We start from the raw sequence: 1,812 nt of genomic DNA, 5'->3' as shown, positions 1-1,812 counted from the left end.
GAGGAATTCATTCACCTCGATGGATGTGGTGCCCACCAGGACCGGCTGGCCCCGCTGGTGGCAGTCGCGAATATCGGCAATCACGGCCTGCCATTTCTCGTCGGCGGTGCGATAGACCAGGTCGTTCATGTCGCGGCGGATCATGGGCAGGTTGGTCGGGATGATCACCGTCTCCAGGCCGTAGATCTGCTGGAATTCGTAGGCTTCGGTATCCGCCGTGCCGGTCATGCCGGACAGCTTGTTGTACATGCGGAAGAAGTTCTGGAAGGTGATGGAGGCCAGAGTCTGGTTCTCGCTCTCCACCTTCACGCCTTCCTTGGCCTCCAGGGACTGGTGCAGGCCGTCGGAATAGCGCCGCCCGGGCATGAGGCGTCCGGTGAACTCGTCCACGATGATCACCTGGTCGTCCTTGACGATGTAATCCACGTCGCGGGCGTAGAGGTGGTGGGCGCGCAGCCCCTGCAGGACATGGTGCTGCAGGGAGATGTTGGCCGGGTCGTAGAGGTTCTCAACCTTGAAGATCTCTTCGCAGCGGGCCACGCCCTCGTCGGTGAGCAGCACCGTGCGGGCCTTCTCGTCCTTGGTGAAGTGCACGTCGGCCTTGAGCATGGGGATGGAGGCCGCAACGCGGCTGTACTGCGCCGTGGACTCCTCGGCCGGACCGGAGATGATGAGCGGCGTGCGCGCCTCGTCGATGAGGATGGAGTCCACCTCGTCCACGATGGCGAAGTTGTGTTCGCGCTGGACCAGGTGTTCCTTGTAGAATTTCATGTTGTCGCGCAGGTAGTCGAAGCCGAACTCGTTGTTGGTGCCGTAGGTGATGTCGGCCCCGTAGGCTTCCTTGCGCTCCTCGTCGGTGAGCCCGTGCAGGATGGTGCCCACGCTCAGGCCCAGGTAGTTGTAGATGGCCCCCATCCAGGCGGCGTCGCGCCGGGCAAGGTAGTCGTTCACCGTGACGAGGTGCACGCCCTTGCCCGAGAGCGCGTTGAGCACGGCGGGCAGGGTGGCCACCAGGGTCTTGCCTTCGCCGGTCTTCATTTCGGCGATCTTGCCCTGGTGCAGCACCATGCCGCCGATGAGCTGCACGTCGAAGTGGCGCATGTCCATGGTGCGCCGCCCGGCCTCGCGCACCATGGCGAAGACCTCGGGGAGCATCTCGTCCAGGGCGCGGCCGTTGGCCGCCTCCTGGCGCAGCTCGCCGATGCGCGTCTGCAACTGGCCCTGCTCCTGGGCCTGCATGGCGGGTTCGAGGGAGGTGATCTTGTCGACCGTGGGCGTGAGGCTCTTGAGGTAGCGCTCGTTCTTGGAACCCACGATCATCTTGAGAATGCTTGCGAACATGTCGTCTCCTTGAAAAACCTCAACCGGGGCCCGGCTGCAACGCCGTGTCCACCGCGTCCAGCCAGTGTCCCGCGAGAACCCCCTCCGGCGCGTGCGAGCGAAGCTGGAACACGCAACCGGAACAGCCGGTCAGTATCCGGTCGCCGGGCCGGGGTCCATAGAAATCGAGGCATTGGCGTGCCACCTGGGCCGAAAGCCCGGGGGCCGAAAGTTTGAGCGCTCCGCCGAAGCCGCAGCACGGGCCGCGCCCCGTGCCCTCCGCCCGGCCGCCCAAAGCGGCCCACAAGAGCTCCAGTTCGCCGTCCGCCCCGTGGCAGGGCCCATGGTGGATGATCCGGCCGGGGACCCGCCCGGCCTCCGCGAACTCCACACGCAAGGCCAGCCGGGCCAAAGGTTCGATCCCTTCGCTCCAGAGCCGGGCCTCGCCGGGCTCCCAGCCCAGGTCCTCCACGACGTAGCCGCGCAGGGCCT

The 1,812-nt window shown here is 65.8% G+C and carries 2 protein-coding genes; both read right to left on the bottom strand.

What is annotated here, in order from left to right:
• A partial coding sequence (locus tag ACV4UX_RS19160) for a preprotein translocase subunit SecA (protein WP_491594873.1) occupies nt 1-1,341 on the bottom strand: 1,341 nt, incomplete at its 3' end.
• A gap of 19 nt (nt 1,342-1,360) precedes the next feature.
• Nucleotides 1,361-1,812 (bottom strand): heterodisulfide reductase-related iron-sulfur binding cluster (locus ACV4UX_RS19155; protein WP_491594872.1); only part of this gene is annotated, 452 nt, incomplete at its 5' end.

This window comes from Fundidesulfovibrio sp. (genome assembly GCF_058402725.1).
The sequence above is the reverse complement of the archived record's forward strand: the minus strand, read 5'-3'. Positions and strand labels throughout refer to the sequence as shown.